This is a genomic window from Pseudomonas sp. CF161 (genome assembly GCF_000416215.1).
GTDB lineage: Bacteria > Pseudomonadota > Gammaproteobacteria > Pseudomonadales > Pseudomonadaceae > Aquipseudomonas.
This window is the reverse complement of record NZ_ATLP01000054.1, coordinates 62,825-88,500: the sequence shown is the minus strand read 5'-3', so window position 1 is coordinate 88,500 and position 25,676 is coordinate 62,825. Positions and strand designations below refer to the sequence as shown.

At 62.0% G+C, this 25,676-nt stretch carries 29 protein-coding genes and 4 tRNA genes; 11 read left to right on the top strand and 22 right to left on the bottom strand.

The features are described 5' to 3' along the window. Window positions 1–70: 70 nt before the first annotated feature. On the bottom strand, window positions 71–487 hold the full coding sequence (locus tag CF161_RS10100; RefSeq protein WP_020296480.1) for a pilin: 417 nt from the start codon (window positions 485–487) through the stop codon (window positions 71–73). A 347-nt stretch (window positions 488–834) separates the two neighbouring features. Between CF161_RS10100 and CF161_RS10095 the strand changes: the two genes are divergently transcribed. From CF161_RS10095 to yacG, 4 genes are read left to right on the top strand one after another with little or no spacing between them, the layout of a single operon-like run. Then, window positions 835–2,052 (top strand): type II secretion system F family protein, encoded by a 1,218-nt coding sequence (locus CF161_RS10095; protein WP_020296479.1) that lies wholly within the window; start codon window positions 835–837, stop codon window positions 2,050–2,052. 2 nt (window positions 2,053–2,054) lie between these two features. Continuing rightward, complete coding sequence (locus tag CF161_RS10090) at window positions 2,055–2,927, top strand: A24 family peptidase (RefSeq protein WP_020296478.1); 873 nt, start codon at window positions 2,055–2,057, stop codon at window positions 2,925–2,927. After that, window positions 2,924–3,547, top strand: coding sequence for a dephospho-CoA kinase (coaE, locus tag CF161_RS10085; RefSeq protein ID WP_020296477.1), 624 nt, complete (start codon window positions 2,924–2,926; stop codon window positions 3,545–3,547). The genes CF161_RS10090 and coaE overlap by 4 nt, the downstream gene beginning before the upstream one ends. Beyond that, window positions 3,544–3,747, top strand: coding sequence for a DNA gyrase inhibitor YacG (gene yacG, locus CF161_RS10080; protein WP_020296476.1), 204 nt, complete (start codon window positions 3,544–3,546; stop codon window positions 3,745–3,747). Before coaE ends, yacG begins: the two co-directional genes overlap by 4 nt. A 17-nt stretch (window positions 3,748–3,764) precedes the next feature. Here yacG and CF161_RS10075 read toward each other — a convergent pair whose 3' ends face one another. The 3 genes from CF161_RS10075 to CF161_RS10065 form a co-directional block, all read right to left on the bottom strand. Then, complete coding sequence (locus CF161_RS10075; protein ID WP_020296475.1) at window positions 3,765–3,980, bottom strand: hypothetical protein; 216 nt, start codon at window positions 3,978–3,980, stop codon at window positions 3,765–3,767. Between the two features lie 62 nt (window positions 3,981–4,042). Further along, window positions 4,043–4,732: an energy-coupling factor ABC transporter permease gene (locus CF161_RS10070; RefSeq protein ID WP_020296474.1), complete on the bottom strand. Its 690-nt coding sequence runs from the start codon at window positions 4,730–4,732 to the stop codon at window positions 4,043–4,045. Beyond that, window positions 4,729–5,196, bottom strand: a complete 468-nt coding sequence (locus CF161_RS10065) for a hypothetical protein (protein ID WP_020296473.1) — start codon at window positions 5,194–5,196, stop codon at window positions 4,729–4,731. The genes CF161_RS10070 and CF161_RS10065 overlap by 4 nt, the downstream gene beginning before the upstream one ends. Window positions 5,197–5,313: 117 nt before the next feature. Between CF161_RS10065 and CF161_RS10060 the strand changes: the two genes are divergently transcribed. From CF161_RS10060 to CF161_RS10050, 3 genes are all read left to right on the top strand, one after another. Further along, window positions 5,314–5,943 (top strand): DUF1780 domain-containing protein, encoded by a 630-nt coding sequence (locus tag CF161_RS10060; RefSeq protein WP_020296472.1) that lies wholly within the window; start codon window positions 5,314–5,316, stop codon window positions 5,941–5,943. A 105-nt stretch (window positions 5,944–6,048) separates the two neighbouring features. After that, window positions 6,049–6,222 (top strand): DUF3094 domain-containing protein, encoded by a 174-nt coding sequence (locus tag CF161_RS10055; RefSeq protein WP_020296471.1) that lies wholly within the window; start codon window positions 6,049–6,051, stop codon window positions 6,220–6,222. Window positions 6,223–6,282: 60 nt separating this feature from the next. After that, window positions 6,283–7,581, top strand: a complete 1,299-nt coding sequence (locus CF161_RS10050) for an NAD(P)/FAD-dependent oxidoreductase (protein ID WP_020296470.1) — start codon at window positions 6,283–6,285, stop codon at window positions 7,579–7,581. Between the two features lie 114 nt (window positions 7,582–7,695). Here CF161_RS10050 and CF161_RS10045 read toward each other — a convergent pair. The 7 genes from CF161_RS10045 to rluD form a co-directional block, all read right to left on the bottom strand. Beyond that, window positions 7,696–7,772 (bottom strand) — tRNA-Pro (locus CF161_RS10045). A 95-nt stretch (window positions 7,773–7,867) separates the two neighbouring features. Continuing rightward, window positions 7,868–7,943: transfer RNA gene (locus CF161_RS10040), tRNA-Lys, on the bottom strand. A 5-nt stretch (window positions 7,944–7,948) separates the two neighbouring features. Continuing rightward, a tRNA-Pro gene (locus CF161_RS10035) sits at window positions 7,949–8,025 on the bottom strand. A gap of 9 nt (window positions 8,026–8,034) precedes the next feature. Next, window positions 8,035–8,110 (bottom strand) — tRNA-Asn (locus tag CF161_RS10030). A gap of 302 nt (window positions 8,111–8,412) precedes the next feature. Continuing rightward, window positions 8,413–10,977 carry an ATP-dependent chaperone ClpB gene (clpB, locus tag CF161_RS10025; protein ID WP_020296469.1) on the bottom strand — a complete coding sequence of 855 codons (2,565 nt, stop codon included), beginning with the start codon at window positions 10,975–10,977 and terminating at the stop codon, window positions 8,413–8,415. Between the two features lie 130 nt (window positions 10,978–11,107). Then, on the bottom strand, window positions 11,108–11,833 hold the full coding sequence (gene pgeF / locus CF161_RS10020) for a peptidoglycan editing factor PgeF (protein WP_020296468.1): 726 nt from the start codon (window positions 11,831–11,833) through the stop codon (window positions 11,108–11,110). Next, entirely contained in the window at window positions 11,830–12,792 is a 963-nt protein-coding gene (rluD, locus tag CF161_RS10015) for a 23S rRNA pseudouridine(1911/1915/1917) synthase RluD (protein ID WP_020296467.1), read from the bottom strand. Before rluD ends, pgeF begins: the two co-directional genes overlap by 4 nt. Window positions 12,793–12,942: 150 nt before the next feature. On the opposite strand from rluD, the gene CF161_RS10010 reads away from it, so the two are divergent. The 3 genes from CF161_RS10010 (at window position 12,943) to CF161_RS10005 (ending at window position 16,057) form a co-directional block, all read left to right on the top strand. Then, window positions 12,943–13,965 carry an outer membrane protein assembly factor BamD gene (locus CF161_RS10010; RefSeq protein WP_020296466.1) on the top strand — a complete coding sequence of 341 codons (1,023 nt, stop codon included), beginning with the start codon at window positions 12,943–12,945 and terminating at the stop codon, window positions 13,963–13,965. A gap of 128 nt (window positions 13,966–14,093) precedes the next feature. Further along, a complete protein-coding gene (locus CF161_RS32160; RefSeq protein WP_020296465.1) occupies window positions 14,094–14,327 on the top strand; it encodes a PP0621 family protein in 234 nt (77 codons plus the stop codon). 410 nt (window positions 14,328–14,737) lie between these two features. Next, window positions 14,738–16,057: a sigma-54 dependent transcriptional regulator gene (locus CF161_RS10005; RefSeq protein WP_043229080.1), complete on the top strand. Its 1,320-nt coding sequence runs from the start codon at window positions 14,738–14,740 to the stop codon at window positions 16,055–16,057. Here the strand turns inward: CF161_RS10005 and thiO are convergent. The 7 genes from thiO to CF161_RS09970 are packed head-to-tail and all read right to left on the bottom strand — an operon-like array spanning window position 16,054 to window position 20,169. Continuing rightward, a complete protein-coding gene (thiO, locus tag CF161_RS10000; RefSeq protein WP_020296463.1) occupies window positions 16,054–17,154 on the bottom strand; it encodes a glycine oxidase ThiO in 1,101 nt (366 codons plus the stop codon). The two genes, CF161_RS10005 and thiO, sit on opposite strands and share 4 nt — an antisense overlap. A gap of 52 nt (window positions 17,155–17,206) precedes the next feature. Further along, window positions 17,207–17,608 (bottom strand): type IV pilin protein, encoded by a 402-nt coding sequence (locus CF161_RS09995; protein ID WP_020296462.1) that lies wholly within the window; start codon window positions 17,606–17,608, stop codon window positions 17,207–17,209. 13 nt (window positions 17,609–17,621) lie between these two features. Continuing rightward, on the bottom strand, window positions 17,622–18,008 hold the full coding sequence (locus CF161_RS09990) for a hypothetical protein (protein ID WP_156882675.1): 387 nt from the start codon (window positions 18,006–18,008) through the stop codon (window positions 17,622–17,624). Window positions 18,009–18,066: 58 nt separating this feature from the next. Then, the gene (locus tag CF161_RS09985) at window positions 18,067–18,498 is read right to left on the bottom strand and encodes a PilX N-terminal domain-containing pilus assembly protein (protein WP_020296460.1); all 432 of its coding nucleotides are present in this window, start codon (window positions 18,496–18,498) and stop codon (window positions 18,067–18,069) included. 50 nt (window positions 18,499–18,548) lie between these two features. Continuing rightward, window positions 18,549–19,259 carry a PilW family protein gene (locus tag CF161_RS09980; RefSeq protein ID WP_043229067.1) on the bottom strand — a complete coding sequence of 237 codons (711 nt, stop codon included), beginning with the start codon at window positions 19,257–19,259 and terminating at the stop codon, window positions 18,549–18,551. After that, window positions 19,256–19,699 carry a type IV pilus modification protein PilV gene (gene pilV, locus CF161_RS09975; protein WP_043229066.1) on the bottom strand — a complete coding sequence of 148 codons (444 nt, stop codon included), beginning with the start codon at window positions 19,697–19,699 and terminating at the stop codon, window positions 19,256–19,258. The genes CF161_RS09980 and pilV overlap by 4 nt, the downstream gene beginning before the upstream one ends. Continuing rightward, window positions 19,696–20,169, bottom strand: coding sequence for a GspH/FimT family pseudopilin (locus CF161_RS09970; RefSeq protein ID WP_020296457.1), 474 nt, complete (start codon window positions 20,167–20,169; stop codon window positions 19,696–19,698). The genes pilV and CF161_RS09970 overlap by 4 nt, the downstream gene beginning before the upstream one ends. 132 nt (window positions 20,170–20,301) lie before the next feature. Between CF161_RS09970 and CF161_RS09965 the strand changes: the two genes are divergently transcribed. Continuing rightward, window positions 20,302–20,826 carry a GspH/FimT family protein gene (locus CF161_RS09965; RefSeq protein WP_020296456.1) on the top strand — a complete coding sequence of 175 codons (525 nt, stop codon included), beginning with the start codon at window positions 20,302–20,304 and terminating at the stop codon, window positions 20,824–20,826. Here CF161_RS09965 and ispH read toward each other — a convergent pair whose 3' ends face one another. From ispH to ileS, 4 genes are all read right to left on the bottom strand, one after another. Further along, the gene (ispH, locus tag CF161_RS09960) at window positions 20,827–21,774 is read right to left on the bottom strand and encodes a 4-hydroxy-3-methylbut-2-enyl diphosphate reductase (protein ID WP_020296455.1); all 948 of its coding nucleotides are present in this window, start codon (window positions 21,772–21,774) and stop codon (window positions 20,827–20,829) included. It lies immediately after the preceding gene. A 109-nt stretch (window positions 21,775–21,883) separates the two neighbouring features. Next, window positions 21,884–22,321, bottom strand: coding sequence for an FKBP-type peptidyl-prolyl cis-trans isomerase (gene fkpB / locus CF161_RS09955; protein ID WP_177326765.1), 438 nt, complete (start codon window positions 22,319–22,321; stop codon window positions 21,884–21,886). Between the two features lie 7 nt (window positions 22,322–22,328). Further along, on the bottom strand, window positions 22,329–22,841 hold the full coding sequence (gene lspA, locus CF161_RS09950; protein ID WP_020296453.1) for a signal peptidase II: 513 nt from the start codon (window positions 22,839–22,841) through the stop codon (window positions 22,329–22,331). After that, window positions 22,834–25,665, bottom strand: a complete 2,832-nt coding sequence (gene ileS, locus CF161_RS09945) for an isoleucine--tRNA ligase (protein ID WP_020296452.1) — start codon at window positions 25,663–25,665, stop codon at window positions 22,834–22,836. Before ileS ends, lspA begins: the two co-directional genes overlap by 8 nt. Between the last annotated feature and the right edge of the window lie 11 nt (window positions 25,666–25,676).

Sequence of the window (25,676 nt, the reverse complement as noted above, 5' to 3'; positions counted from 1 at the left end):
TGTATCGCAAAGACCGGCCTGGCGCGCGCCATGCCCCGGCTGGCGGGGCATGTGCGGTCCCGGCAAAACGTCAGGCACCGCCGGCCGTGCAACCCTTGGGCGCGTAATCCGCCCCTACCGTGGTGTTGCACAACCACCCGGACGTGTTGGTACGACTCAGGGTCAGGGTCTGGTTCAGTACCGGGCCCGGCGCGTTGAGGATGGTACAGGCAATCACGCCCTCGCCACTGGCCGCCGTGCCGCTGGCAGTCATGCGGCAATTGGTGGTGAGGGCGGTGCCGCCGACCAGCTCAAGGGTCGGGTCACTGCCCTGGTTGAGCTGATCTTCGAAATTGACCTTCAGCGCCGAGGCTTCGGCCAATGCCGCCACCACCTTGGCCCGAGCCTGGTATTTGGAATACAGCGGCAGGGCAAAAGTGGCGAGGATGCCGATGATGGCGACCACCACCAGCAATTCAATCAGGGTAAAGCCCTTCTGACTCTTCATGGACAAGCTCCAAGCATGAACGGGAATGTCATGACCTGAAGTGCTTGAAGCATGGCCTGTGCCAGCCCCTGAAAGCCCGTAGATCAAGGCTTGCAGCAGAGGTGGCCGATGGCTTTCATCACAAGGAGTCGCACAAACTGACAATTTTCGTCAGCCGTCAGCCTGGGGCTGAGGGTATTTGCTGGCTAGGCTTGCACAGGACAACGGCCCAGGGAGGCGCCGTTCCCCAGCGCTCAGGAACATCCCGGGACAATCACGATCTATCAGGCGGTCGGCGCGACCTTAAAGGCGTCACACCCATTGCCTGCGGCCCGGAATAGTCCAAAGGCGCCAGCAAGGACCGAACCATGGCGGTAAAAGCAGCAAGAGTCAGTGTCTACGCCTGGGAAGGCAGCGACCGAAACGGACGCAAGCTGAGCGGCGAATTGACCGGACACAACCCGGCGCTGATCAAGGCGCAATTGCGTCAGCAGGGAATCAACCCGGGGCGGGTGCGGAAAAAGCCCGTGGCCCTGTTCAGCAGCGGCAAAACCATCGTTGCGCGGGATATCGTGCTGTTCACCCGGCAGATGGCAACCATGATGAAAGCCGGGGTGCCGCTGCTGCAGTCGTTCGACATCATCGCCGAGGGTTTCGACAAGCCGCGCATGCGCAACCTGATCCACGCCCTCAAGCGTGAAATCGAAGCCGGCAACAGCTTTGCCGGGGCCCTGCGCAAACATCCCCGGCAGTTCGACGAGCTGTATTGCAACCTGGTGGATGCCGGCGAGCAAGCCGGCGCCCTGGACACCCTGCTGGAGCGGGTAGCCACCTACAAGGAAAAAAGCGAAAGCCTCAAGGCCAGGATCAAGAAGGCCATGACCTATCCCTTGGCGGTCATCTGCGTCGCCTTAATCGTCAGCGGCATTTTGCTGGTCAAGGTGGTGCCGCAATTTCAGTCGATGTTCGCCGGGCTGAATACCCAGCTGCCGGCGTTTACCCAGGCGGTCATCGGGCTCTCGCAGTTTATGCAGGAGCGCTGGTGGCAAATGCTGCTGGCTGGCGCCCTTGCGTTGCTCGCGGCGCGCTACGGCTATCGGCGTTTCCGGGGGCTGCGCGACTGGCTGGATATCAGCCTGCTGAAGCTGCCACTGGCCGGGCCGCTGTTGTACAAATCGGCGGTGGCACGTTACGCCCGGACCCTGGCCACCACCTTTGCCGCTGGCGTGCCCCTGGTGCAGGCCCTGGACTCGGTCGCCGGCGCCACCGGCAACAGTCAGTTCAAAAAGGCGGTGCAGCAGGTCAAGGAAGATGTGGCCAGCGGTATGCAACTGAACTTCGCCATGCGCACCTGTGGAATGTTCCCTACTATGGCGATCCAGATGACGGCGATCGGCGAAGAATCCGGCGCCCTGGACTCCATGCTGGAAAAAGTGGCGACCTACTATGAAGCCGAAGTCGACAACCTGGTCGACACCCTGACCAGTCTCATGGAGCCCTTTATCATGGTGATTTTGGGCAGCATCGTCGGCGGCCTGGTGGTGGCCATGTACCTGCCCATCTTTCAACTCGGCACAGCGATCTGAGCATGTCTTTGACTGAAGTTCTGGCCAGCTATCCATTGGCCTTCGTGTTATCCGCGCTGATTCTCGGGCTGCTGATCGGCAGCTTTCTCAATGTGCTGGCCTGGCGCCTGCCCAAGATGCTCCAGCGCGACTGGCAGGCCCAGGCCCATGAGGTTCTGGGCCTGCCCGAGCAGTCGTCGGCGCCGACCTATAACCTGCTGTTGCCGCACTCCCACTGCCCGCACTGTGCCCACCAGGTCCGCGCCTGGGAGAACATCCCGCTGCTCAGCTACCTGCTGCTGCGGGGGCGTTGCTCACACTGCACGACCAGGATCAGCCCACGCTATCCGCTTACCGAGCTGGCCTGCGGCCTGTTGTCGGCCGTGATCGCCTGGCATTTCGGGTTTGGCTGGCAGGCCGGCATGGTGCTACTGCTCAGTTGGGGGCTGCTGGCGCTGAGCCTGATCGATGCCGAGCATCAACTGCTGCCTGACGTGCTGGTATTGCCCCTGTTGTGGCTGGGGCTGATCGTCAACAGTTTCGGGCTGTTCGTCAGCCTGGACGATGCCGTGTGGGGCGCGGTACTGGGTTACCTGTGCCTGTGGTCGGTGTATTGGCTGTTCAAGCTGCTGACCGGCAAGGATGGCATCGGCCATGGCGACTTCAAGCTGCTGGCCATGATTGGTGCCTGGGGCGGCTGGCAGAGCCTGCCACTGACCATCATGCTGGCTTCGCTGGTGGGAGCCTTGGTCGGGGCGCTGATGCTGCGCCGGCGCAATGCGCAAACCTCGACCCCGATCCCCTTCGGGCCCTTTCTGGCAATTGCCGGCTGGATTGCCTTGCTCTGGGGTGGTCAAATAACCGACCTCTATTTGCAGTTTGTCGGGCTCCAATGACTAACCCTGTAACCAAACCCTGGATTCTTGGCCTCACCGGCGGCATCGGCAGTGGCAAAAGCGCAGCGGCGCAACACTTTATCGACCTGGGCATCCATGTCGTCGACGCCGATCACGCCGCCCGCTGGGTGGTGGAGCCTGGACGTCCGGCCCTGGCGCGCATCGCCGAACATTTCGGCGCCGGTGTGCTGCAGGCTGACGGCCAGCTGGACCGAGCGGCCCTGCGCAAGCTGATTTTTGAAGTTCCGGAGCAGCGACGCTGGCTCGAAGCCCTGCTGCACCCGTTGATCGCCGAGGAAATCGTCGCCCACTTGGCGCGTGCACAATCGCCCTATGCAATCCTGGTGTCGCCGCTGCTGATCGAGTCCGGCCAGGCGGCAATGACTCAGCGGGTGCTGGTGATCGATGTCCCGCAACAACTGCAAATCGAGCGCACCCTGCAGCGCGACCAGATCAGCGAACAGCAGATCCAGGCGATTCTCCAGGCCCAGGCCAGCCGCGAAGAGCGCCTGCGCCATGCCGACGATGTGCTGGCCAACGACCGCGACCTTGCCTGGTTGCACACTGAGGTCGAGCGCCTGCACCACTTTTATCTAACTTTGCGTGGAGGCCAGTCATGAGCCAACCCCTGACCGTAGAATGCCCAACCTGTGGCGCCCCCGTTGAATGGACCGCCGAGAACAGCAACCGGCCGTTCTGCTCGGACCGTTGCAAACTGATCGACCTGGGTGCCTGGGCGTCCGAGGAACACAAGATCCCGGTCAGCCCGGACGCCGAAGACGAATTGTTCTCCGAAGACCTGCCGCCCCGCGCCCACTGAACCTCGGCGGCATCGTCCTAAGGACGCATAAACCCGTAATCCTGCTGATCGTCGAGGTTCTCTGCGAGAAACTGCAATTCGTCGGCCAGATCCTCAATACTGCGTACGCTCTTGCTCTGCTGCACCACCGCGCTGAGCAGGGCACGCAGGCTCAGTCCCGGCTCAAAGCCCTGCTCCTGGGCCTGTTCCAGATTCTTGCGCATTTCCTGCCTTGCCCATTCGTAGACACTCATGACCGTACTCCAGAAATTTTCCAGAGCATGAGACGGTGCCTGGCCGAGGTAATTGATATGGATCAAGAACGTGGATCGTCGTCCTTCCACGGCGCCGAGAGGTAGCGAGTGCGGTTGAAGGTTTCCAGCCACTCGGGGCAGAACACCACCAGCGCACTGATCACCATGCCGTTGATAAAGGCCTCGGGGAAAATGATCAGCCAAAGGTAACCGATGAAATCTTCCAGCCACTCAGGCATGGCAAAACGCTCGTCGAACCACAGCAAACCCAACCCGACCAACAGGCACAGCAAGGCCGAGAGTGCCGCAGCAAAAAAGCCGGAGCAAAAGATGTACACAAAGGGATTACGCGGTTGCGCCCGCTCCACCAGGATCGCGCAACATTCGGTGACCAGCACCGGCAACAGAATCAGCAACGCTCCGTTGACCCCCATGGCAGCCAGGTCCTGACGCCCCAGCAGCACCAGCCCCAACTGGGCCACCAACCCGCCGACCACTGCCAGCGGCCAGTCCAGGAGCAGGGTCACGGCGGTCATGCCGATAAAGTGATAAGACACGCCGGTGTCGAAGTCCCGACGCACCAGCCACAACATAAACAGCGCGAACACCGTGCCAAACAGCAAATGCTGACGTCGACGGTCGGAGAACAACTCGACCCAGGGCGACCGCGCTATCGCCCAGAGCAACACCGGCACATACAGCAGCCAGCCGACCACCAGGGTCGGCGCCGACAGCACGGCCGCACTGATCATGGCTGTAGTTGCTCCAGCGCCTCGCGCAGTTCGGCCGCGGTGGCGTACTCACGTTGCGCAACCAGCTGCCCTTGATTGAGCTGCAACCACAAGACCTTATTTTCGGCGCCGGGATAACGCGGTGCGACTCGCCCTTCGCGGTCGAGCAGAACCCGGTAGGAGTAATCGCGCATGGCCGGGACCGCGAACATTTTCGCGATCAGCGTCGGCATGCGCTGGATATCTGCAACAAATACCGTATGTCGCGCCTCCAGATAGCCCTTGGGGCGGTCTTCCAGCGCGGCCTTGACCAGCTTGGCCGCGTCCATGCCACGCGCCACCAGCAAGGTGCTGGTCTGCTGATCCAGGCTGTAGGGTTGATCGAACTGGTCGAGCAGGGTCCAGGGCGCCAGGCGCTCCCCGATTTCAGTCGCCTGCGCCCCCAGGCACAGCACACTCAGCAACAGCATCACGCCATACTTCACCGCATTCTCTCCTCAGGGCATCGCACATGATTCAGGCCAGCAGTCTACACCGCCCTTCGCCGCCCTCCAGTCAAACGAACCTTTCAGCAATCGGCGTTTGAACGCTAAGCTTGGCCTATGGATGACTCAGATTACTTGCGCCTGCTCACCATTCAGGCCGAACAAGCCAATGCGTTCCTGTCCAATGCCCGCAAATGGGAGCGTGAGCGTTGGGTCTGCCAACGCCTGCTGCAAGGCTTGAACATCAGTTACCGCGCCGACGAGTTCACCCCTGCCGGGCAGGAACCGCCGGACGTACTGTTTCGCGAGGCCAGCTTCGAGGTGTTTTTCGTCCTCGACGAAGGCCGGCGCCTCAACGACGAATGGCGGGACGAACTGCAACGACGCCGCAGCGCATTCTCCCTGAGCCAACTGGTGCGCCGCGAAGCCAAGCCCAAGCGTATTCCGGCCAGCGAACTGCTGCTGCGCCTGGCGCCCACCCTGCGCAAGAAAGCCCACAACTATAAAGAACGCGGCATGGACCTGGGCGAGCTGGACATCATTGCCTTCGCCAGCCTCAAGCGCGAGGTGCTGGACCTCAACAGCCACTTCCCACCGCCCACCGAGTATCTGCGCCAAGGCTGGCGCTCGCTGTCGCTGGTCGGCCCGACCTTCGCCCGGGTCCTGTTTGCCCACCCCGACGCACCGGACTTTTTACGCAGCAACCTGGGACGCAGCATCCTGTTCGACGTCGGGATCAGCCTGTGAGAACCTGGCGCCCTGCGGCATGCGCCTGTTCCCAGGGGCCCTGCAAACCTTTGGCTGGAGCTGTAGCTTCCCCACATTTCGCAACGTCTACCTGACGAGGCCTTTATGAGCAGCCGCCTGAACCCCGACGACCAAAAACATGTCGAAGAGTATCTGCAACTGACCCAACACCGTGTCGAGCGCCGGCCCTTTCGGCCGTGGATGCTCCTGGTGGTGGTGCTGGCAGTGACCATCGGCCTGGGCCTGCTGAGCCGTTTTATCAGTTACCTGACGCTATGAGCTGCCTTGCGCTCGCTCGGGTAACTGCACCGATTTCTTTTAGCCTTGCGAGATATCCCCATGACCCATCGTATTGTTATCGTCGGCGGCGGCGCCGGCGGCCTGGAGTTGGCGACCCGCCTGGGTAAGACTCTGGGCAAGCGCGGCACCGCCAGCGTAATGCTGGTCGACGCCAACCTGACCCACATCTGGAAACCGTTGCTGCACGAAGTGGCCGCCGGCTCCCTGAACTCCTCCGAAGACGAACTCAACTATGTTGCCCAAGCCAAATGGAACCACTTCGAGTTCCAGCTGGGGCGCATGAGCGGGCTCGATCGCGAGCGCAAGCGAATCCAGCTGGCCGCCACCTACGATGAAAGTGGCGTAGAACTGCTGCCTGCCCGGGAACTGGGCTACGACACCCTGGTGATCGCCGTCGGCAGCACCACCAATGACTTCGGCACCCAGGGCGCGGCCCAGCACTGCCTATTCCTCGACACCCGCAAACAGGCAGAGCGCTTCCACCAGCAATTGCTCAACCACTACCTGCGCGCCCATGCCGGGCAAACAGATGCGGTTGAACAGATCAGCGTGGCGATCGTAGGTGCCGGTGCCACCGGGGTCGAACTGGCCGCCGAACTGCACAATGCCGCCCACGAGCTGGCCGCCTATGGCCTGGACAAGATCAAGCCGGAAAACATGCACATCACCCTGATCGAAGCCGGTCCACGGGTGCTGCCGGCCCTGCCGGAGCGCATCGGCGGGCCTGTGCATAAAACCCTGGAGAAACTCGGGGTCAGGGTCATGACCAATGCTGCCGTGAGCGAGGTCACCGCCGAAAGCCTGATTACCGCCGACGGCCAGGTAATCCCCGCCAGCCTGAAAGTCTGGGCCGCCGGGATCCGCGCACCGGGGTTCCTCAAGGACATCGACGGCCTGGAAACCAACCGCATCAACCAGCTGCAAGTCCTGCCGACCCTGCAAACCAGCCGCGATGAAAACATCTTCGCCTTCGGTGACTGCGCGGCCTGCCCGCAACCTGGCAGCGATCGCAACGTGCCGCCGCGAGCCCAGGCGGCTCACCAGCAGGCCTCGCTGCTGGCCAAATCGCTCAAACTGCGCATCGAAGGCAAGGCCCTGCCTGAATACAAGTACACCGACTACGGATCACTGATCTCGCTGTCGCGCTTTTCGGCTGTGGGTAACTTGATGGGCAACCTGACCGGCAGCGTCATGCTCGAAGGCTGGTTGGCGCGGATGTTCTACATCTCGCTCTACCGCATGCACCAGATGGCGCTCTACGGCGCGTTCCGCACCGCCATGCTGATGCTCGGCAGCCGGATCGGACGCGGGACGGATCCGCGGTTGAAGTTGCACTGACCCCTATAAAAAATGCCCCGAACTGATCGGGGCATTTTTTTGCCTGCCGATAGAGGGCGAACAAATTCGAGGCAAAAAAAATCCCCGTATCTTGCGATACGAGGACTTTAAATATGGTCGGGGTAAGGGGATTCGAACTCCTGACATCCTGCTCCCAAAGCAGGCGCGCTACCGGACTGCGCTATACCCCGGTAAAAAAAAGGCGACCTATCAAGTCGCCTTCTTCGATCAAGGCTTTTGGCCGCTGATCTTAAGATTCGATTCCAGTGTTAGCTGGTCTCAAAAATGGTGGGTCGTGTGGGATTCGAACCTACGACCAATTGGTTAAAAGCCAACTGCTCTACCAACTGAGCTAACGACCCAAAAATGGTCGGGGTAAGGGGATTCGAACTCCTGACATCCTGCTCCCAAAGCAGGCGCGCTACCGGACTGCGCTATACCCCGGTTTGAAATTGGCTCCGTGACCAGGACTCGAACCTGGGACCCAATGATTAACAGTCATTTGCTCTACCGACTGAGCTATCACGGAACTACATATTTCAATTTGCAACATTTACTGCGTATTTCACTCTCTTCGACTTCGCCTGCATCGCTGCGTTCGCGTCTCTGAGGCGCGCTATTCTACAATCTTAAAAACCCCTGTCAACCCTTTAAATTGCTTTTAAGACAATGATTTGCGACTTGTTTCAGATTTCTTCTTGGGGAGAAGGAACCGTTGGGCTGACATACTGCGGGGCGCACTTTACAAGCCTTTGCCTTTCAGTTCAACGCCCTATCGAAAAAAAAAGGCCTCGCAGTGCGAGGCCTTTTTCACAGCAACGTCCGTGTCGGTCAGGCAAAGACGATTTCGTCGTTTTCCACCGTGCCCTTGACCGTTGCTCCCGGCAAGAAGCTGCCAGAGAGAATCAACTGCGCCAGCGGGTTCTCGATCCAGCGCTGAATCGCCCGTTTCAACGGCCGCGCACCATAGACCGGGTCGTAACCCACGGCGATCAGCTTGTCCAACGCCTCGTCGCTCAGTTCCAGGGTCAGCTCGCGCTCGGCCAGGCGGCTGCGCAGACGGCCCATCTGGATCTGGGTGATGCCAGCGATCTGATCCCGGGCCAATGGCTCGAAGATCACCACTTCGTCGATCCGGTTGATGAACTCCGGACGGAAGTGGGTCGACACCGCGTCCATCACCGCCGCACGCTGCGCTTCACGATCACCGACCAGTTCCTGGATCTGCGCCGAGCCCAGGTTGGAGGTCATGACGATCACCGTATTGCGGAAGTCCACGGTACGGCCATGGCTGTCGGTCAGGCGACCGTCTTCGAGGACCTGCAGCAACACGTTGAACACATCCGGGTGGGCCTTCTCGACCTCGTCCAGGAGGATCACCGAGTAAGGCTTACGCCGTACCGCCTCGGTCAGGTAACCGCCTTCCTCATAGCCCACATAGCCTGGTGGCGCACCGATCAGGCGAGCGACCGAGTGTTTCTCCATGAATTCGGACATATCGATCCGCACCATGGCCTCTTCGGTATCGAAGAGGAACTCGGCCAAGGCCTTGCACAGCTCGGTTTTACCCACGCCGGTCGGGCCGAGGAACATGAACGAGCCGCTTGGCCGGTTCGGGTCGGACAACCCGGCACGGGAACGCCGCACTGCGTTGGCCACTGCCACCACCGCTTCGTTCTGGCCGATCACACGTTGGTGCAACAGGCTTTCCATTTTCAACAACTTGTCACGCTCGCCTTCGAGCATTTTCGAGACCGGAATCCCGGTCCACTTGGAAACCACTTCGGCGATTTCTTCCTCAGTGACCTTGCTGCGCAGCAACTGGTTTTCGCTGTGACCGTGCTGGTCGACCATCTGCAGGCTGCGCTCCAGGTCCGGGATGACCCCGTACTGCAACTCGGCCATGCGATTCAGGTCGCCTTTCCGGCGTGCGGCTTCCAATTCCTGACGCGACTGCTCGATCTTCTGCTGGATCTGCGCGGAGCCCTGCACTTCGGCTTTCTCCGAGGTCCAGATCTCCTCCAGGTCCGCGTATTCGCGTTCCAGCCGGACGATTTCTTCCTGGAGTTTCTCCAGGCGTTTGATCGCGGCTTCGTCGTCTTCTTTTTTCAGCGCCTGGGACTCAACCTTGAGTTGAATCAAGCGCCGCTCCAGACGGTCCAGCACTTCCGGCTTGGAGTCGATCTCCATGCGGATGCGGCTGGCGGCCTCATCGATCAGGTCGATGGCCTTGTCCGGCAATTGCCGATCAGTGATGTAGCGGTGGCTGAGCTTGGCCGCGGCAATGATCGCGCCATCGGTAATCGCCACTTTATGGTGGACCTCATACCGCTCCTTGAGGCCACGCAGGATGGCAATCGTGTCTTCTTCGCTCGGTTCTTCCACCAGTACTTTCTGGAAGCGCCGCTCGAGGGCTGCATCCTTCTCTATATATTGGCGGTACTCGTTGAGCGTGGTGGCGCCGACGCAATGCAGCTCGCCACGGGCCAGGGCCGGCTTGAGCATGTTGCCCGCATCCATGGAACCCTCGCCCTTACCGGCGCCCACCATGGTGTGCAGCTCGTCGATGAACAGAATGATCTGCCCTTCCTGTTTCGACAGCTCGTTGAGCAGGCCTTTGAGCCGCTCCTCGAACTCGCCGCGATACTTGGCACCGGCGATCAGCGCCCCCATATCCAGCGAGAGCAGACGCTTGCCTTTGAGGCCGTCCGGCACTTCACCATTGATGATGCGCTGGGCCAGGCCCTCGGCGATGGCCGTCTTGCCCACGCCAGGCTCACCGATCAGTACCGGGTTGTTCTTGGTCCGACGCTGCAGGACCTGGATGGTCCGGCGAATTTCGTCATCACGGCCGATCACCGGGTCGAGCTTGCCTTCTTCGGCACGCTTGGTCAGATCGACGGTGTATTTATCCAGGGCCTGGCGCGACTCCTCGACGTTGGCGTCATTGACTGCCTCGCCGCCACGAAGATTGTTGATGGCGTTTTCCAGGGCCTTTTTGCTCACGCCCTGGCCAAGCAACAACTTGCCAAGCTTGCTGTTCTCGTCCATGGCCGCGAGCAGCACCATCTCGCTGGAGATGAACTGGTCGCCTTTCTGCTGCGCCAGGCGGTCGGCCTGATTGAGCAGACGCGCCAGATCCTGGGACATATTGACGTCGCCAGTAGGATTTTGAATTTTCGGCAGTTGGTCGAGCTCTTTGCTCAACTCCTTGCGTAGGCTGTTGATGTCGAAGCCCACTTGCATCAGCAGGGGTTTGATCGAACCACCCTGCTGCTCAAGCAATGCTTGCATCAAGTGCGCCGGCTCGATCGCGGGATGGTCGAGGCCAACCGCCAAAGATTGAGAATCGGACAGCGCCAACTGCAATTTGCTGGTTAAACGGTCTATACGCATTAGTCACCTTCCTTTTGAGCAGGCCGGAGCGATGGACACACCTAAATAAAGAAACCTGCCAGATACCCCTATAGATGCGGTCGATTCTGGGAGTTTCAAGCGCCTGACAATTGACGCAGGTCAGAAGAGTCTAGCGCTCGAGCCAGATAAGGGAGGCAAACCGTCCTGTACGAGGACTGCGACGGTAAGAATAGAAACGCGCATCACTGACCGTGCAGTAATCGCCACCGTAGACCGCGGTGACGCCGCGAACCGCCAGGCGCAAGCGGGCCAGGCTGTAGATGTCGGCCATGAACTTGCCGGGGTTGAGGCTGGGAACAAAGGCCTGTTCGGCTTGCGCCAGTTGGCTGACGAAGGTTTCTCGCACCTCGGGGCCGACCTCGAAAGCCCGCGGGCCGATGGCCGGTCCAAGCCAGACCATCACCTCGGCCGGCGCAACGTCCAGCGTGTCGAGGGTGGCTTCCAGCACGCCGGCAGCCAGCCCGCGCCAACCGGCATGGGCCGCCGCAACACGGGTCCCGGCGCGATCGCAGAACAGCGCCGGCAGGCAATCAGCGGTCATCGAGGCGCAGGCGATACCCGGCGTGGCCGTCCAGCTGGCATCGGCGGTGGCGATGACGGACGGATCCGCCTCGACCACGTCAATACCGTGGACCTGCCGCAGCCAGGCGGGCCTTATGGAAAAGTGATCCGTCAGGCGACGACGATTCTCGGCAACGGCTTCGGGGCTGTCATCGACATGGTCGCCCAGGTTGAGGCTGTCGAACGGCGCCAGGCTGACGCCGCCCGCACGGGTGGTGACACAGGCTTTCACCCCGGCCGGCGCAGGCCAGTCAGGAATCAGCCATTCACTCATCCGATGAACGCCTCGCGGTCTTGCTTGAGCAGGGTCAGCAACCAGACGAAGTCGTCCGGCAGCGGCGACTCCCAGCTCATGCGCACACCGGTGGTCGGATGATCCAGCTCCAGGAACCGCGCATGCAGCGCCTGACGCGGGAACGCCTTCAACGACTCGACCATGGTCACGCTGGCCGCAGGCGGAATGCGGAAACGGCCGCCGTAGGCCGGATCTCCGACCAACGGGAAGTTGATGTGAGCCATGTGCACCCGAATCTGGTGGGTACGGCCGGTTTCCAGCTTGACCCGCACGTGGGTGTGGGAGCGGAAACGCTCGAGCACGCGGTAATGACTGACCGCCTGCTTACCGCCTTCCATCACCGCCATGCGCTGGCGCTGCTGGCCGTGGCGACCGATGGGCGCGTTGATCTTGCCACCCGCCGTCACCACGCCAATCACGATGCACTCGTAGATCCGGCTGACGCTGCGGCTTTGCAGCTGGGTCACCAGCTGGGTCTGGGCCTGAATGGTCTTGGCCACCACCATCAAACCGGTGGTGTCCTTGTCCAGGCGGTGGACGATGCCGGCGCGCGGCACATTGATGATGTCCGGGACGTGGTGCAGCAAGGCATTGAGCAAGGTGCCATCAGCGTGCCCGGCAGCCGGGTGCACCACCAGGCCCGCGGGTTTGTTGATGACCAGGATATCGTCGTCTTCATAGACAATATCCAGCTCGATGTCCTGAGCGACCCATTCTCCCTGAGCTTCCTGCTCGGCGGTCAGCTCAAGAATCGCACCGCCATGCACAATGTCACGCGGCCGAATAACGGCTCCGTCCACAGTCAGGCGGCCGTCTTTGATCCAGGCGGAAAGGCGCGAGCGTGAATGCTCAGCGAATAATTGGGCGGCGACTTGATCGAGGCGTTGGCCGCCCAGTTCGGACGGCACCTCTGCGCGAAGTTCAATTTTATCGGACATGCTCAGACTAGGCGTCGGCACAGCCTTTGGTTTCGGCTGCGCGCTTGTGGTTAAATACGGCGTCTTTTGCCCCGAGGCTTTCAACGGGGCGCTCATCATAACAGGACGGCCCCGCCCAAGACAGCGGCCGTCATAGGGACGCAAGCCGCCATGCAAGTGAAACACCTGCTGCTGATCGCCATCCTCGCACTGACCGCTGCTTGCTCATCGAAGGAAGTCGTTGACGAAAACTTGAGCGAAGTCGAGCTGTACCAGCAGGCACAGGCCGACCTGGACAACCACAGCTATACCAGCGCTACCGCCAAGTTGAAGGCCCTGGAGTCGCGTTATCCGTTTGGTCGCTACGCCGACCAGGCACAGCTCGAGCTGATCTACGCCAACTACAAGAACGCCGAGCCGGAAGCCGCCAAGTCCGCCGCCGAGCGTTTCATTCGCCTGCATCCACAGCATCCGAACGTGGATTACGCCTATTACCTCAAGGGCCTGACCTCCTTTGACCAGGACGTCGGCCTGCTGGCTCGCTTCCTGCCCCTGGACATGACCAAGCGTGACCCGGGTGCTGCCCGCGACTCCTACAACGAGTTCGCCCAGCTCACCAGCCGCTTCCCGAACAGCCGTTACGCTCCAGACGCCAAGCAGCGCATGATTTATCTGCGCAACCTGCTGGCCGCCTATGAGATCCACGTGGCCGACTACTACCTGACCCGTCAGGCCTATGTCGCGGCTGCCAACCGTGGTCGCTATGTGGTGGAGAACTTCCAGGAAACCCCTTCGGTCGGTGACGGCCTGGCGGTGATGACTGAGGCTTACCAGCGTCTGCACCTAGACGAACTGGCCGCCACCAGCCTGGAAACCCTGAAGCTCAACTACCCGAACCACCCGAGCCTGGTTGATGGTCAGTTCGTGCCGCGAGTGGCCGAAGCCGACAACCGTTCGTGGCTGAGCAAGGCCACCCTGGGTCTGATCGAATCGCGTCCGCCGCTGCCGCCGGGCGAAACCCGCGCCAACCAGGACGTGGTCAAGCAGTTCCAGGACGCCAAGGATGCGATCCCTTCCGACCTCAAGCCTAAAGATGCCAACGGCGATGTGATCGAAGAAGAACAGCATGAAGCCGAAGGCAACAACGACGATCGTTCGTGGTTCAGCTACATGACCTTCGGTGTGTTCGACTGATAGCACCGACGCCGTCAAGAAAAGGGAGACTTTCGAGTCTCCCTTTTTCATGCCCGTGTTTTATTGTTCTGTGCGCCCGCAAGGTCCTTGGCTAAACTGCGCCATCTTTCCTCATAAAGCTGGTTGCCATGGTTCGTCTACTGTTCTGGATCGCCCTGATTGCCGCTGCGGTATGGTTCTGGCGCAAATTCAAGCGCCAGGCATCCGCTGGCAGCCCTCCCCCTGAGCAAAGTGCCACCCCCATGGTCCGTTGCGCCCAATGCGGCCTGCATCTGCCCCGTGACCGAGCGTTGAGTCAGCAGCAACAGTGGTATTGCAGCCAGACTCACCTGGAACAAGGGCCAGGCCCCGGCCACCGCTGAGGCCCTCTGCGCCAGCGACGGTGCCGGTTCGCTGGCACAAGGCCTGCCCAGCCACTGGTCCCACCCCGCCCTATTTGAGGAACAAAGCCCCCGAATGGGCGTCTGACGCTGATTATTCAAGACCTTAATCAGCGCATGAATCGGGTGATCGATAACTTTCCCACGCCTTCTTACCCATTACCTGACGAGCCCCAGACCACTGGCCTGACGAGTCAGCGGCGACGCGCTGTCAGCCCCCTCTGGCCCTCGAACAATTGGCTACACAAAAGTCGCCTCTGCCCCCGCTTCCCGAGCGCTTACAAGGCCTCGGCACCCGGCGAACCGCGCAAGCAGCTCCTAGACTTCAACTCTCGCCAGGATGGCGAGCGCCCATGCCCTACCTGCGTTCACGGATGAAGTTTCAAGCAAACATGAGCCCACAGCACAAAGTACTGGTGGTCGATGATCAAGCGGAGGTTCGCGCGCTCCTGGAAATCAATCTGGGCCGCATGAACCTTCACACCCAGAGCGCCCGCAGCCTCGGCGAAGCTCGCCGGTGGCTGGCCGCGGGCCCTTTCGACCTGTGCCTGAGCGCCAGCCAGTTGCCGGACGGCACCGGCCTGGAGCTGCTGCAACACATTCAACAGCATCACCCCCAAGTCCAGACCGCGATGATCAGCGCCTGCGGCACCCCGGCCACTGTCATCGAGGGGGGCAAAGGCTCCTGCAGCGATGGGCCACCTTCCCCGCTGGACCTCACCCACCTGCGCAACCTGATCAATCGCACCCTGCACCGGCCCCGTGACAGTGGCGACAGCCCCTTGCTTGGCGACTCGACGCCCATGCGCACGCTGCGCCGGCACATCGGCAAACTGGCCCAGAGCCAGGCCCCGGTCTATATCAGCGGCGAATCCGGCAGTGGCAAGGAGCTGGTGGCCCGGCTGATCCACGCCCAGGGTCCGCGGGCCGACCAGCCGTGGGTGCCGGTGAACTGCGGCGCAATCCCGACGGAGCTGATGGAGAGCGAGTTTTTCGGCCACCGCAAGGGCAGCTTCAGCGGCGCTGTCAGCGATCAGCCCGGACTGTTCCAGGCGGCCCATGGCGGCACGCTGCTGCTGGATGAGGTGGCCGATCTGCCGCTGTCCATGCAAGTCAAGCTGCTCCGGGCACTTCAGGAGAAAGCCGTGCGCCGGGTCGGCAGCCAGCAGGAGGTGGCGGTCGATGTGCGGATCCTCTGCGCCACCCACAAGAACCTGCAGGCCGAGGTCAGCGCTGGGCGCTTTCGCCAGGACCTCTACTACCGATTGAATGTGATCGAATTGCGGGTCCCGCCCCTGCGGGAACGCAAAGACGATATCGAGCCCCTGGCCAGGCGTGTTCTGCAAAGACTGGCCGCCGAGCACGGCGCGCTACCGACGCAGCTGCACGCCAATGCGCTGGCAGCGCTCATGGGCTATCACTTCCCCGGCAACGTGCGAGAACTGGAAAACCTGCTGGAACGCGCCTACACCCTGTGCGACAACCGGCTGATCAAGCCACAGGACCTGGGGCTGGATGACCACCGCCCAGCCTGCGCCAGAACTGACCTGGCCCAGGTGACCCACCTTGACCAGCACCTGCAACAGGTTGAGCGCGAGCTGATCCTCCTGGCCCTGGAAGACACTCGCTGGAACCGCACGGCAGCGGCCCAGCGCCTGGGCCTGTCGTTTCGTTCGATGCGCTACCGGATGCAGAAACTCGGCCTGGATTAAAGCCGACCGCTTGGCGCGTACGGCGCCGGATCGATGATCGGCTCGCGACCCAGCATCAGGTCGGTGAACAGTTGGCAGGAAGCCGGTGCCAGCACCAGGCCATTGCGGTAATGCCCGCAATTGAGCCACAAGCCACTGAACCCCGGCACCGGCCCGATGTAGGGAATACCTTCCGGCGACCCTGGCCGCAGGCCCGCCCAATGCCCCACCACCTCGGCCTCGGCCAGGGCCGGAATCAGCTCGACGGCAGACGCCTTGAGGCTTTCCAGCGCTGACTCGGTCGGGGTCTTGTCGAAGCCTTCATGCTCCAGGGTGCTGCCGATCAGGATATGTCCGTCCCGCCGCGGGATCGCATAACGGCCCTTGGCCAAGACCATGCACGACAGGAAGTCCTCAGCGCACTTATAGAGAATCATCTGACCCTTGACCGGCTCCACCGGTAGCGTCAGGCCCAGACTGCCCAGCAACTCGCCGCTCCAGGCACCGGCGGCCAGCACCACCTGGTCGCCATGGACATCGCCGTTGGCGGTATGCACGCCGACAATCCGCTGCCCATCACGAATAAAACCACTGACCGCGCACTGTTCATGCACGGTGACGTCGGGCAGCGCCAGCAATGCCGCCCGGAGCGACTTCAGCAGGCGCGGGTTGCGCACATTGGCCACGTTGGCCATGTAGATCGCCCGCGAAAAGCCAGGACCCAGTACCGGCACCGCAGTGTGGGTGGCGTCGATGTCCACCACGCTCAACGGCCGATTTTCACGCCGTGCCCACTCCAGCGCCGTGCTTTCATCATCCAGGTCCAGCCAGTAGAGCCCGGTGGTGTGAACCTGTGGATCAACGCCAGTACTGGCGAACAGACGCTCGGCCAGTTGTGGATAAAAATCCTGGGACCAGTGGGCCAGCGCGGTGACGGCAGGGCTGTAGCGCCAGGGGTAAAGCGGCGAGACGATGCCGCCACCCGCCCATGACGACTCCTGCCCCAGGTTCGAACGGTCCAACAGCACCACCCGCTGCCCGGCCGAAGCCAGATTGAACGCTGTCAGCAGGCCAATCACCCCGCCCCCAACTACCACCACTTGCTGTTGCTTAGCCATAGCCGATCCAGTCATTAAAAAGACGCTGGGCGCAGCACGCCCACCCAGGGGCTCAACGACCCCAGCAATCCTTGGCCGTCACACCCTCGGTCTGATTGCTGATGGTGGTCGCGCCGGTTTCGCTGATGCTGAAGCTGCCGCATTTATCCCCGGCCATTTTGCTCTCGGCCTTGGGCGTCGCGGTCAGCAGGAAGGTTTTGTCGGCCAGGGTTGCGGTGATGCTGTAGTCATCGTTACCGCTACTCAGATCAGTAGCACCGGTGTAGACGCCGTTTTTCGAATAGAAACGCTCGAGCAACTGCGCCTGGTCGGAGAGCAGGCCGGCGATCTCGGTGCGGTGCGGCTTCTTGGTGTATTCGGTAATGGCCGGAAGGCTCAAGGTGAGGACCAGCCCGATGATCGCAATCACGATCATGATTTCGATCAGGGTAAAACCTTGGTTGGATCTGCGCATGGGTGAATCTCGCTTACTGTATTTGTCGCCACATGATGCGGCGGCCGGCACTTCCCGGCGGTTGCGGCTGCGATGCCAAAGGGTCATCGGCGCGGTTCAGGGGCTCGCCAGGCGTGCCCTGGGCACGGCCATCCGGGCCTGGAACCTCACCCACAAACACCACCTCATCAGAGAGCCGGTCCGGGTCGCGAACTGCGTGGTCGAGCATCTTACCGCCGAACGGGTCGAGCTCCAGCAGTTTCCCGCGATCAATAGTCGAACAGGGGTCAATGGGATCAGGCAGACGGCGGTGCTGCCCGCGCTCATAGGGCATCGGTACCGACCAGCCAATCGGCACCGGGTCCAGAGGTTGCACGCAAGGCGCAGCAGCGCCGCGCGCCTGAACAGGCAGCGCAAACACCAGGCAGCACCCTGCCATGGCCCGCCAGCCCGCCTTTCGCCAGCTCCGTCCACGAGGCTCAATACTTGGCATAAATACTCTCCAGCACCGTGCGCGAATGCCCGGCCACACCCACCGCCGTGACCCGGTACAGGGTGGCTGCGGTATGGGGCGGCAGGTTGACCGCATCAAGGGTTGTCCCCAGGTTCTGCACCCCGTAGAAACCCTGATCGGTGGCAACCCAGGTCACGCCGGAATGGCTGTTGGCACCGGCGCTGGTCAGCCCGGAAGACTCCGCCGGCGGTGGGCAACGCGCACAGGCAGGCAGCGTGTAATGCCCCTGCTGGACCGCCCCCTCACCAACCCGCAGGGCCGACTCTGCGGCCTGGAACGACTGATTGCGCAAACTCAGGCTGGCGGCCATTTTTTCCTGCAACGTCGCGTTACGCAGGGACGACACCCCGATCAAGGTGAGCAATAACAGGAACACCAGGCTGATCAGCAATGCCATGCCCTGCTGACGGCCACGCCCAAATCGTGTTGGCTTTCTGCGCATCGCCATCACCGCAGCCGATTGCGCAAGGCAGCCACCACGGTGAACGTCTGGCTAGCAACCCGCTGCAGAGGATCAGCCAGGGTCAGGCTCAGGCGCACACTGCGAATCAACTGCGGGTCTTCGGGGTTGGGACTGTAGCGGGAAGCGCCCGTGTCCGACGCCGAGCGGGCCATGCCAAAGCTGACCTCGAACGCCTCGACATCGCTCACCAGTACCGCCTGATCGTTGCCGGTGCCGGTGCCCATCATCAGTTGGCGGTTGTCCAGGCGGTAGGACAGCCGACGGATCGCAAACGCCTGCTGCCCTACTCCCGCGACCCGGGCCCCGCTGTACGCAGTGGAGGTGTCACGGCAGTCGGACAGCACGGTCCAGGTCGGCACCCCGCCATCCCGGCCGACGTCAGCGGTGACTAACGTCAGGCGCCGACTGGCATTGTCCCAGCGCACCGGAGTCGCCGCATTGCCGGTAAAGTCCCCGGCCGCACTGGCATCGACCACCGTTGCCAGGCATCCGAACATCCCGACCATCCGCACCTCCTGCATCAGCTTGCTCAGGACAAAACGCCCATCCTCCTGCAGGGTCGCCGCGGCGTTCTGACTGAGGTAGGTGTTCTTGGCCGAGATAAAAATCCGCGTCACACCCAGCACCACCACCAGGCTCAGGGCCAGGGCCAGCATCATTTCGATCAGGCCAAAGCCGCGCATCGACCCCTTCATGGCTGCCCCGGCTCGTCGACCGCGACCCGGCTGCTCAGGACGAAACTGCGTTGCGCCTCGGCAGCCCCGCCCGCGCGGGCGTCATCCCAGGTCACGGTGATGGTGTATAGCCGCTGGTTCACACTGATGCTGCCCGTGGCCGTCGGCCCGCCAAAACTGGCGATATTGTTCGCGAAGTCATAGAGGTCCTGATCCCGGGCCTGTTCCAGGTTACCCGCGGCCGGCGTCGGCACGCTGTAGTCGGCGCCGGCGTTGGCGCGAATCCGGTCCAGCATGTCGTAAGCCACAAAGCTGGCCTGGCTGGCCATCCTTGCACTGTCGGTGTACTTCAGCGCCTTGAGTTGGACCGCCGCCGCTCCCAGCAGGCCCACCCCCAGAATCAACAGCGCAACCAGCACTTCAATCAGGCTCATGCCGCGTTGCCCACGCCTGTCAGTCATCGGCAGCTCCCTGCAAAAATAATCCGTCCATTGAGGCAGACACTGATCGAGCGCTGCAGCGCCCCGCGTTCATAGCGGATCAGCAACGGTCGGTCCGCCCCGGCCAGCCCCCCAAGCGGACTGAAAGCCACAGCGTCGATGGCTGAGGGTAGCGCCAGAATCGCCCCCCGAGAGAGCGCGGGAACAACCCGCAATACATTCGCCTGGGGTGCTGCGCCGTCGTACACACCGAGTGCACCCGCCCATTGTCGCGAATCATCCATGGGCCGGAGGTGGGTGGCAATACCGCGCTCAATGGCCTCGAAACGCGCGTAATTGAGGGCTCGCAGCAATTCATTGAGCTCGCTGTCGGCCTGGCTGCGCTGCAACGATTGGCTGAATGCCGGAAGGATCAAGGCCAACAACAGCCCACCAATGGCCAGGGTCACCAACATCTCGATCAGGGTGAAACCCTTTGTACGCAAATTCATTGCCTGTCCTGCAAACGCCTTCGGCTATAACGGGCTACAACCTCGAACACTCATAGACCGGCTGTTTGCCGTTTTGCTCAATGGCCACGTACGGATAGCGTTGGCATTCACTTTTCCAAGGAGGGAAAACCCATGGATCAAAGAGGTTTCAGCCTGATAGAACTGCTGGCGGTGCTGGCCCTGCTCGGCATGCTGCTGCAGTTTGGCGCCGCGTCATTGGGCCAGCTGCTGATTTCGAATCGCCAGCAGGAGATGGCTCAAGGGCTCGCCAGCGGCCTGCGCCAAGCCCGCAGCGAGGCCATCCTGCGCCATGCCACGACGGTGATTCAGGCACAGGACGACGACTGGGGTCTTGGCTGGCGGATCATTCTGGATGTCAGTGGCCGAGGGCCGCAGGACAGCGACAACCCGGTGCTGGTGGAGCACCTGGCGCGAGGAAAGGTCGTGGTGGTGGGCAATCGCCCGGTGAAGAGTTTTGTGCGTTTCAGCAGCCTGGGACAGCCGCTGTTACCCAGCGGCGCCTTCCAGGCCGGCACTTTGCATATCTGTGCCAGCGAGCAATCGAGCAGCCAGTATCAGGTGGTGCTGGCCCGAACCGGGCGGGTCAGCCTGCGCAGCGAACAGGCCGGGCAGGCCGCCTGCGCAGGCAGCGACTGATCAGAGCAGCGAGCGAACCCGCAGCTCCTTGGGCATGGAGAACGTGATGTTCTCTTCGCGGCCGGCCAATTCATCGGCCCCGGTGGCGCCCCAGGCCTGCAACTGCTGGATCACGCCCCGCACCAGTACTTCCGGGGCCGATGCACCGGCGGTGATGCCGATCCGCTCGACACCGTCGAACCAGCTGCGCTGCATGTCTTCGGCACCGTCGATCAGGTAGGCCGGAGTGGCCATGCGCTCAGCCAGTTCACGCAGACGGTTGGAGTTGGAACTGTTGGGGCTGCCCACCACCAACACCACATCGCACTCGTTCGCCAGTTGCTTGACCGCATCCTGGCGGTTTTGCGTGGCGTAGCAGATGTCGTCCTTGCGCGGGCCACCAATGGCCGGGAAGCGTGTACGCAGCGCGTCGATCACCCGGCTGGTGTCGTCCATGGACAGGGTGGTCTGGGTCACGAAAGCCAGTTTCTCGGGGTTGCGCACCTGCAGGGCGGCAACGTCCTTCTCGTCTTCGACCAGGTAGATCGCGCCGCCATTGCTGGCGTCGTACTGGCCCATGGTGCCCTCGACTTCCGGGTGCCCGGCGTGGCCGATCAGGATGCACTCACGGCCGTCGCGGCTGTAGCGCGCGACCTCGATATGCACCTTGGTCACCAACGGACACGTGGCATCGAACACCTTGAGGCCACGGCCGGCGGCTTCGGTGCGCACGGCCTGGGAAACACCGTGGGCACTGAAGATCACGATGACGTCGTCCGGAACCTGTTCCAGCTCTTCGACAAAGATCGCGCCGCGAGCACGCAGGTCTTCGACGACAAATTTGTTGTGCACCACTTCATGGCGAACGTAGATCGGCGGTCCGAAGACCTCCAGGGCACGATTGACGATTTCGATCGCGCGGTCCACGCCGGCGCAGAAGCCACGGGGGTTGGCGAGTTTGATTTGCATGCTGTGCCTCGTGTCTTGCGCGCAAGAAGTTAGATCGTTGCCACTGTAGCGATGAATCCCCGGCATGCGGGCGCCTAAAGCATAGGCGCCGGCTTGCCGGGGATTACGTTTAAAGCGCCTTGACGTCGATGATCTCGACATCAAAGGTCAAGGTCTTGCCCGCCAGCGGGTGGTTGAAGTCGATGGTCACCTCAGCGTCATCGAAGGCTTTGACCACGCCGGGCAGTTCGGTATTCGCCGCATCGTTGAAAATCACCAGCAACCCCTCAGACAGCTCCATGTCCTGGAACTGCGAGCGCGGGATGATCTGCACATTCTGCGGGTTCGGCTGGCCGAAGGCGTTTTCCGGCTCGATCGCCAGCGTCCGCTTGTCGCCCGCCTTGAAACCGAACAACGCCGCTTCGAAACCTGGCAGCAGGTTGCCGTCGCCGACCTTGAAGGTCGCCGGGGCCTTGTCGAAGGTGCTATCTACCGTATCGCCATTCTCCAGGCGCAATGCGAAATGCAAAGTGACTTCCGTGTTCTGGCCAATGCGTTGTTCAGCCAATACCTGCTCAGTCATGAACGGCTTCTCCGGTCTTCTTGCCTTTGAACATATCCAGCGCAAGCATCACTGCACCGACGCTGATGGCGCTGTCGGCAAAGTTGAACGCCGGGAAATACCAGCGGTTCTGCCAATGCACCAGGATGAAATCGATCACATGGCCCAGGGCAATGCGGTCGTAGAGGTTACCCAGGGCGCCGCCGAGTACCAGCGCCAGGGCCACGGCCAGCCAGGTTTCATTGCGGCCCAGGCGCTTGAGCCAGACCACCAGCACCGCACTGACCACCACTGCGATCAGGGCAAACAGCCAGCGCTGCCAGCCGGAGCTGTCAGCCAGGAAGCTGAAGGCCGCACCGGTGTTGTAGGCCAGGGTCCAGCTGAAGTAATCCGGGATCACCACGATCTGCTGGTACATCGACAACGAGCTTTCGAAGTGGAACTTGCTGGCCTGGTCAATGACCAGGACCAGCAGGCTCAACCACAGCCAGCCCAGACGGCCGAAACGGCCCGCGGCGTTAGGCATAGTGACGAACCTCGCCCGCACCGCTGATGTTGTCCACGCAGCGACCGCAGATTTCCGGGTGCTCAGGGTTCACGCCGACGTCTTCACGGCAGTGCCAGCAACGGGCGCACTTGGCGAAGGCCGACTTGACCACCTTGAGTTTCAGGCCAGGTACTTCGGTGGCCACCGCATCAGCCGGAGCCTGGGCGAAAGGTGCCAGGCTGGCGGTCGAAGTGATCAACACGAAGCGCAGTTCGTTGCTCAGCTTGCCCAGGTCAGCGGTCAGGCCATCCTCGGCATACAGGGTGACTTCGGCCTGCAGGTTGCCACCGACGGCCTTGGCCGCGCGCTGGTTCTCCAGTTCCTTGTTCACGGCAACCTTGACCGCCATCACGCCTTCCCAGTACTCGCGGCCCAGTTCGAAGTCGGCCGGCAATTCGCTCAGGCCCTCGTACCAGGTGTTGAGCATGACCGATTCGTTACGCTCGCCCGGCAGGTACTCCCACAGTTCGTCGGCGGTGAAGGCCAGGATCGGCGCGATCCAGCGCACCAGCGCTTCGGAGATGTGGTACAGCGCGGTCTGCGCCGAGCGGCGCGCCTTGCTGTTGGCGCCGGTGGTGTACTGGCGGTCCTTGATGATGTCGAGGTAGAAACCGCCCAGCTCCTGCACGCAGAAGTTGTGGATCTTCGAGTACACGTTCCAGAAACGGTATTCGCCGTAGTGCAGCTCCAGCTCGCGCTGCAGCAACAGGGTGCGGTCCACGGCCCAACGGTCCAGGGCGAGCATGTCCTCGGCCGGCAGGATGTCGGTGGCCGGGTTGAAGCCGGTCAGGTTCGACAGCATGAAGCGCGCGGTGTTGCGGATACGGCGGTAGGCGTCGGCGCTGCGCTGCAGGATCTGCTCGGAAACCGCGATCTCGCCGGAGTAGTCGGTGGAGGCCACCCACAGGCGCATGATGTCGGCGCCCAGGGTGTCGTTGACTTTCTGCGGCGCGATCACGTTGCCCAGGGACTTGGACATCTTCCGACCGCTTTCATCCACGGTGAAACCGTGGGTCAGCAGCTCGCGATACGGCGCGTGGCCGTCGATGGCGCAACCGGTCAGCAACGACGAGTGGAACCAGCCACGGTGCTGGTCCGAGCCTTCCAGGTACAGGTCGGCACGCGGGCCGGTGTCGTGGCCCATCGGGTGCGAGCCGCGCAGCACGTGCCAATGGGTGGTGCCCGAGTCGAACCAGACGTCGAGGGTGTCGCTGATCTTGTCGTACAGCGGCGCTTCGTCGCCCAGCAGCTCGGCGGCGTCCAGCTTGAACCAGGCCTCGATGCCCTCTTCTTCAACGCGCTGAGCCACGACTTCCATCAGCTCGACGGTACGCGGGTGCAGTTCACCGCTTTCCTTGTTCAGGAAGAACGGGATCGGCACGCCCCAGTTGCGCTGGCGGGAGATGCACCAGTCCGGACGGTTGGCGATCATCGAGTGCAGGCGCGCCTGGCCCCAGGCCGGCACGAACTGCGTCTCTTCGATGGCTTCAAGGGCACGCTTGCGCAGGGTTTCGCCGCTGGTCGGCTCCTTGTCCATGCCGATAAACCACTGCGCAGTGGCGCGGTAGATCAGCGGGGTCTTGTGGCGCCAGCAGTGCATGTAGCTGTGGACGATGGTTTCGGTGTGCATCAGCGCGCCGACTTCCGAGAGTTTCTCGACGATCGCCGGGTTGGCTTTCCAGATGAACTGGCCACCGAAGAACTCCAGGGACGGCACGTAGACGCCGTTGCTCTGCACCGGGTTGAGGATGTCGTCGTTGACCATGCCGTAGGCTTTGCAGGTCACGAAGTCGTCCACGCCGTAGGCAGGCGCGGAGTGAACCACGCCGGTGCCGGCGCCCAGTTCGACGTACTCGGCCAGGTACACCGGCGACAGGCGGTCGTAGAACGGGTGACGGAAATTGATCAGCTCCAGTGCCGAGCCGGTGGTGGTGGCAATCACCGAACCTTGCAGGTTGTAACGAGCCAGGCACGACTCGACCAACTCTTCGGCCAGCACCAGCAGCTTGTCACCGACGTCCACCAGGGCGTAGGTGAATTCCGGGTGCACGTTGAGCGCCTGGTTGGCCGGGATGGTCCAGGGGGTCGTGGTCCAGATCACGATCGAGGCCGGCTTGGCCAGGCTTGCCAGGCCAAAGGCCTCGGCCAGCTTGTCGGCGTCGGCAATCGGGAAGGCGACGTCGATGGTCGAGGACTTTTTGTCTTCGTACTCGACTTCCGCTTCAGCCAGGGCCGAACCGCAGTCGAAGCACCAGTTCACGGGCTTGAGGCCCTTGAACACGAAACCGCCCTTGACGATTTCGGCCAGGGCACGGATTTCACCGGCCTCGTTCTTGAAGTTCATGGTCTTGTAGGGGTTGGCGAAATCGCCCAGCACGCCCAGACGGATGAATTCGGACTTCTGGCCTTCGATCTGCTCGGTGGCGTAGGCACGGCACAGCTCGCGGGTCTTGTCGGCGCCCAGGTTCTTGCCGTGGGTCACTTCAACCTTGTGCTCGATCGGCAGGCCGTGGCAGTCCCAACCCGGAACATAAGGTGCGTCGAAACCCGCCAGGGTCTTCGAGCGGATGATCATGTCTTTCAGAATCTTGTTCAGCGCATGACCGATGTGAATCGTGCCGTTGGCATACGGAGGACCGTCGTGCAGAACGAACTTAGGACGATCCTTGCCAATCTCGCGCAACTTACCGTACAGGCCAATGCTGTCCCAGCGCTGCAGAATCTGCGGTTCGCGCTGAGGCAGGCCGGCCTTCATTGGGAAGGCGGTGTCCGGAAGGTTTAGCGTGGCTTTATAGTCGGTCATTTAAGGCTCTT

What these genes read in the sequence shown, in the direction of transcription:
- CF161_RS10100 (WP_020296480.1), bottom strand. Translation starts at nt 487, where the DNA reads ATGAAGAGTCAGAAGGGCTTTACCCTGATTGAATTGCTGGTGGTGGTC.
- CF161_RS10095 (WP_020296479.1), top strand. Translation starts at nt 835, where the DNA reads ATGGCGGTAAAAGCAGCAAGAGTCAGTGTCTACGCCTGGGAAGGCAGC.
- CF161_RS10090 (WP_020296478.1), top strand. Translation starts at nt 2,055, where the DNA reads ATGTCTTTGACTGAAGTTCTGGCCAGCTATCCATTGGCCTTCGTGTTA.
- coaE (WP_020296477.1), top strand. Translation starts at nt 2,924, where the DNA reads ATGACTAACCCTGTAACCAAACCCTGGATTCTTGGCCTCACCGGCGGC.
- yacG (WP_020296476.1), top strand. Translation starts at nt 3,544, where the DNA reads ATGAGCCAACCCCTGACCGTAGAATGCCCAACCTGTGGCGCCCCCGTT.
- CF161_RS10075 (WP_020296475.1), bottom strand. Translation starts at nt 3,980, where the DNA reads ATGAGTGTCTACGAATGGGCAAGGCAGGAAATGCGCAAGAATCTGGAA.
- CF161_RS10070 (WP_020296474.1), bottom strand. Translation starts at nt 4,732, where the DNA reads ATGATCAGTGCGGCCGTGCTGTCGGCGCCGACCCTGGTGGTCGGCTGG.
- CF161_RS10060 (WP_020296472.1), top strand. Translation starts at nt 5,314, where the DNA reads ATGGATGACTCAGATTACTTGCGCCTGCTCACCATTCAGGCCGAACAA.
- CF161_RS10055 (WP_020296471.1), top strand. Translation starts at nt 6,049, where the DNA reads ATGAGCAGCCGCCTGAACCCCGACGACCAAAAACATGTCGAAGAGTAT.
- CF161_RS10050 (WP_020296470.1), top strand. Translation starts at nt 6,283, where the DNA reads ATGACCCATCGTATTGTTATCGTCGGCGGCGGCGCCGGCGGCCTGGAG.
- clpB (WP_020296469.1), bottom strand. Translation starts at nt 10,977, where the DNA reads ATGCGTATAGACCGTTTAACCAGCAAATTGCAGTTGGCGCTGTCCGAT.
- pgeF (WP_020296468.1), bottom strand. Translation starts at nt 11,833, where the DNA reads ATGAGTGAATGGCTGATTCCTGACTGGCCTGCGCCGGCCGGGGTGAAA.
- rluD (WP_020296467.1), bottom strand. Translation starts at nt 12,792, where the DNA reads ATGTCCGATAAAATTGAACTTCGCGCAGAGGTGCCGTCCGAACTGGGC.
- CF161_RS10010 (WP_020296466.1), top strand. Translation starts at nt 12,943, where the DNA reads ATGCAAGTGAAACACCTGCTGCTGATCGCCATCCTCGCACTGACCGCT.
- CF161_RS32160 (WP_020296465.1), top strand. Translation starts at nt 14,094, where the DNA reads ATGGTTCGTCTACTGTTCTGGATCGCCCTGATTGCCGCTGCGGTATGG.
- CF161_RS10005 (WP_043229080.1), top strand. Translation starts at nt 14,738, where the DNA reads ATGAGCCCACAGCACAAAGTACTGGTGGTCGATGATCAAGCGGAGGTT.
- thiO (WP_020296463.1), bottom strand. Translation starts at nt 17,154, where the DNA reads ATGGCTAAGCAACAGCAAGTGGTGGTAGTTGGGGGCGGGGTGATTGGC.
- CF161_RS09995 (WP_020296462.1), bottom strand. Translation starts at nt 17,608, where the DNA reads ATGCGCAGATCCAACCAAGGTTTTACCCTGATCGAAATCATGATCGTG.
- CF161_RS09985 (WP_020296460.1), bottom strand. Translation starts at nt 18,498, where the DNA reads ATGGCATTGCTGATCAGCCTGGTGTTCCTGTTATTGCTCACCTTGATC.
- CF161_RS09980 (WP_043229067.1), bottom strand. Translation starts at nt 19,259, where the DNA reads ATGAAGGGGTCGATGCGCGGCTTTGGCCTGATCGAAATGATGCTGGCC.
- pilV (WP_043229066.1), bottom strand. Translation starts at nt 19,699, where the DNA reads ATGACTGACAGGCGTGGGCAACGCGGCATGAGCCTGATTGAAGTGCTG.
- CF161_RS09970 (WP_020296457.1), bottom strand. Translation starts at nt 20,169, where the DNA reads ATGAATTTGCGTACAAAGGGTTTCACCCTGATCGAGATGTTGGTGACC.
- CF161_RS09965 (WP_020296456.1), top strand. Translation starts at nt 20,302, where the DNA reads ATGGATCAAAGAGGTTTCAGCCTGATAGAACTGCTGGCGGTGCTGGCC.
- ispH (WP_020296455.1), bottom strand. Translation starts at nt 21,774, where the DNA reads ATGCAAATCAAACTCGCCAACCCCCGTGGCTTCTGCGCCGGCGTGGAC.
- lspA (WP_020296453.1), bottom strand. Translation starts at nt 22,841, where the DNA reads ATGCCTAACGCCGCGGGCCGTTTCGGCCGTCTGGGCTGGCTGTGGTTG.
- ileS (WP_020296452.1), bottom strand. Translation starts at nt 25,665, where the DNA reads ATGACCGACTATAAAGCCACGCTAAACCTTCCGGACACCGCCTTCCCA.